This window comes from Legionellales bacterium, assembly GCA_026125385.1.
In the GTDB taxonomy this organism is placed as follows: Bacteria; Pseudomonadota; Gammaproteobacteria; order JAHCLG01; family JAHCLG01; genus JAHCLG01.
On record JAHCLG010000059.1, the window covers coordinates 1 to 4,232 of the forward strand.

Below are 4,232 nucleotides of genomic sequence, written 5' to 3' on the forward strand. Positions count from 1 at the left end.
GATGCGTTTTTTAGTGGATGTGCGCTGGAGTGGTGGGCAAGTTTATAAAGAATATACCATGCTATTAGATCCGCGCGGCTATCAACGGCCTCGCGTCCCACCAAAACGCTTTCATTATCCTGCCCCGCAACAAAAACAAACGAATTATGTCACGCAAAAAACGTATGAGCGTACTCCCGAAGTATTGCCAAATCCAGCGAACACTACAGCAGCGCAAACGTATGGGCCAACTACGGCAGACGATACCTTAATCGGCATTGCTAAAAAAATTCGTCCTAATGAATCGGTGAGTATCGAACAAACTTTGTTAGCATTATATCGCGCCAATCCACAAGCCTTTTGGGGCAATAATATTAATAAACTTAAAGCCGATGTGCGTTTAGTGATCCCCACACTCACTCAAATTCAAGCTATTCCGCATGAACAAGCGGTTAGTGAAGTGAGCATGGAAGACAAGGCCTGGGAGCAGGAGCATCAAGATGCTTTACCGATGCCGCCATCAAACTCAGAATCGCAAAAGTTAACCACCGATAATTTACAACAGGCCTTGCAAAAACCCAATCTCGCCAATGAGTCGAGCAAACTGAGCCAACCCAGTGAAAATTCCGCGAATACTCAGCAATTAGAAGAAGAATTAACGGTTGTTGATCAACAATTACAACAGCAAAAAACGGAAAACCAACAATTAAAAAATCAAGTGAATGAACTTGAACAGGATGCTGTAAAATTAGAACATGAATTAAGTGAAGAAACAGCAAAATTAACTCAAGAAAATTCTGCTGCATCCACTAAGATTGATACCTCTATGGATAATTTTGGCCAAGAATTTAATTTAGATTTCCCGCCGCAAGGTTTTTTTGCCAATACCATGAATATTGTGATGTTGATAGGTTTAGGATTTGTGGTGATGGTATTTTTAACGCTAATAGCGTTGTATAGTTTGCAGCGTCGTCGTTTTATGCAAACGTTAGCGGCAAAATCCCCGCTTAAATCCGCGCCTAGGATAATCGATGTCAATCATGAAGATGATGCAGCAGAAACTCTACATACAGAAGATGAAAAAATTGAACCCGTGGTGGATACGCTAGAACAAGCCGATTTATACTTGAATTATCAACGTTACGATCAAGCGGAAAGTATTTTACAATCGGCAATTGAACGCGAACCGGATAATATTGCGTATCGTGTTAAATTAATTCAAGTGCTGGGTTTAGCGCATGGCTTGCAAGCCGTGCAAGATTATTATGAACAATTACCCGAAAAAATTCGCAGCGATAAATTAATTCGCCAAGCATTCGCCCAATTTAATCCCGCTCAAAGGGAAGAGTCACCTGAAATACTCGCTTCACCGTTTTCTGAGGAAGAACCGAATACTGTTTCTCCGCCAATCACCGAGACTATCGATAATAGTAATGAACAATCCCCAACATTGCCGGCAAAGGATAATCCTAATGAATTAAGTGCATCAGGAAATGCTCCTTCTAAGGAAGAATTAGATTTTGATTCGTTAAATATGCGGTTGCGTTTATTAAAAGTATATGCGAAATCCAATAATCAAGCGGCATTTGACGCCACCTTGGCTAAAATTCCGCAAGAAGCAAAAGATGAAACAAATCCAGTTTGGCAAGAAATAGTAACGTTAAAAAATGAAACATGGCCTGAAGAATTAAGTGAGGTTAAGTCTAATGAAACGGCTGAACAAAAATTGGAAGAACCTAAAGAATGGGGTAAATTAAGTTTCGCAGAAACCCTGGAAAAAACTAAGGAAAATGAACCCACAACTCCTGCTGAGTATAGCGTTCCAGAAATGCCCGCCAAAGATAAATTTAAATTAGCCCAAACGTATTTTAATATGGAAGATTATGCGGGCGCGAAGGAATTACTCGAAGAAATTTTAGCAGAACATAATCTTGAGTTTCACGATCAAGCCCAAGAGTTATTAAAGAAAATATTGGAACAAGAATGAAAATCGCATTAGGTATTGAATATGATGGTAGCCAATTTCATGGTTGGCAAAAACAACCCAATTTACACACCGTTCAACACGAATTAGAACTGGCCTTATCAAAAGTAGCGGATGAACCTATCTCGATATATTGTGCTGGGCGCACCGACACCAGTGTTCACGCCACAGGTCAAGTGATCCATTTTGATACCAGTGCCATTCGCAATATGCGTAGTTGGATGTTTGGCGCTAACCATCATTTAACGCGTGCCATTAGTGTGACTTGGGCACAAGCTATGCCGGATGATTTTCACGCACGATTTTCCGCGATGTCACGGCGTTATTGTTATATTATTTATAATCATGCCGTGCGTCCCACCATTAATCGTCATTATTTTTCTTGGCATTATCAACCACTCGATGCGCAATTAATGCAAGAGGGCGCGAATTATTTAATGGGTGAGCACGATTTCACTTCCTATCGTGCACTTGAATGCCAAGCTAAATCGCCCGTTAAAACCATTCATCAATTTGAAGTGTTTCGACATCAAGATTTTATTATTTTCGATATTAAAGCCGATGGATTTTTGCATCATATGGTGCGCAATATTGCAGGTGTTTTAATGGCAATTGGTAGTTCGCGGCAGCCGCCACAATGGGCGCAAGACGTTTTAGTCGCGCGTAATCGATCGCTCGGCGGGGTAACAGCCCCTCCCTATGGATTGTATTTAACAGAAGTTGGTTATCCCGAGCATTTTAATGTTCCACTACCTCGCACCATGCCATGGCAGTTATTCAATTTAGGCAAAAAGTAGTTAAATGATCAGCAACCCAGGCCGGTTCTTGGTAAATTAATCCATGTCCTGCATTTTCAATCAACGTTAATTGCGCGTGACTTAATAAATGCGCGAGATAACGTGAATTTTCGAGCAAGTTAATTTCATCTAAAGTCGCGGCGAGGATTAAACACGGTATGGAGAGTTTTTTAATCGACTCGGCAAGTTCTGGTAAATCATACCATGCTTGACGGAGTTGCGCTTGCCACGTCTGGGTAGCAGGTGTGATCCTGGCATAAAAGCTGGCAGAGCTGTAAAGCGCTTGCAAACGTTGGGTCATTGCTTCTCGGTATTCTGGAGGAAACAGGGCATCAACGTAACGCTTAAAATGCTTGGGTTGATATAAATCCCCGATTTCTTGAAAAAATGTTTGGATCTCTGGTGTGGGTAATTGCGCTTGTTGAGTACCGCCATCACTGGCAATGAGTGCTAATTTTTGTAACTGATCGGGATAGTGGGCAGCGAAATGCAGCGCTATCCATCCGCCCATCCCATATCCCGCGAGACAGAGCGAATTTAGTTGTAGCGCTTGCAGCGCTGAATTTAAATAGTCAGAAAGATTCGCTAAATTACAGGGTTTTTCCATCCGCGAAGCACCGACGCCTGGATAATCAAAAATAATCACTTGATGAGATTGCGACAGTAAGATTAAAAAATCGGGGTCCCAGCTATGCATGCTCATATAGGCATCTGCCAGTAACAGCAGGGGTGTGCCGCTGCCGAGAATGCGGTAGGAGAATAATGACTTTTCGGTGGTAATCACTTTTATTTCGCTGATATTTTTTAAATGGGCGACACCTTTTAATTGAATTTGTTGTTGAGTGTGCCACAGCACATAAAAATGAGTCGTGAATAATCCCAGCGCGATAAAAACGATAGGCAAGAACCAATCGAGCATGAAGATTTTTTCACCGTGAAGAGTGATGACTACCCAACTGATGAGAGCATTAGCAATAAAAATTCCAGCCCAAATGAAGGTAATTGTATAAACATAGTGATAAAACGTTTCTGTGTGCCACTGTGTTTTAGGCGTTACATCGCGGTAGTAATCGGTCAAGAGCGGGCGTTTAAAATAGAGAGAGAGTAATAACAGACTGGCTAAATATAAGTTAGAAAGTAAATAGCCATGGTGTTGTAGCCATGGCAGTGGATGAAGAAATAAAATTGCCGATAATCCGGCTAAATAAAGGGTACTACACCAGTCCCATAACTTACCTTGTTTTAATTGTTGAAAATTTAATAACCCGATGGTTAATAAACTCACTATCGCTGCCGTTTCAATATGAGAAGGATTGGCAAAAAAGAAAAACACAAGCCAAGGCAGCATCGCTGCAATAAACGCCGGTGACATAACAACTCCTTGAAACAACAGACCCCCTTGATTATACCGATTGTAGCTTAAATTGGAATGCGTAGCCTGGAACGCAGCGCAGCCGTAGCCTGGAACGGAG

Annotated in this window: 3 protein-coding genes; 2 read left to right on the top strand and 1 reads right to left on the bottom strand. The window is 41.7% G+C overall.

The genetic code is table 11. The annotated features are described in order from the left end of the window. Both KIT27_12240 and truA read left to right on the top strand, forming a co-directional pair. Positions 1-1,966: hypothetical protein (locus KIT27_12240; protein MCW5590415.1), on the top strand; the 1,966-nt coding region annotated here is incomplete at its 5' end. Beyond that, positions 1,963-2,760 (top strand): tRNA pseudouridine(38-40) synthase TruA, encoded by a 798-nt coding sequence (truA, locus tag KIT27_12245; protein ID MCW5590416.1) that lies wholly within the window; start codon positions 1,963-1,965, stop codon positions 2,758-2,760. The genes KIT27_12240 and truA, both read left to right, overlap by 4 nt. Here truA and KIT27_12250 read toward each other — a convergent pair. Then, positions 2,741-4,132: an alpha/beta hydrolase gene (locus KIT27_12250; protein MCW5590417.1), complete on the bottom strand. Its 1,392-nt coding sequence runs from the start codon at positions 4,130-4,132 to the stop codon at positions 2,741-2,743. The two genes, truA and KIT27_12250, sit on opposite strands and share 20 nt — an antisense overlap. Positions 4,133-4,232 lie beyond the last annotated feature (100 nt).

Excerpts from the sequence above, each read along its gene's own strand:
- truA (MCW5590416.1), top strand. The coding sequence starts at position 1,963 with ATGAAAATCGCATTAGGTATTGAATATGATGGTAGCCAATTTCATGGT.
- KIT27_12250 (MCW5590417.1), bottom strand. The coding sequence starts at position 4,132 with ATGTCACCGGCGTTTATTGCAGCGATGCTGCCTTGGCTTGTGTTTTTC.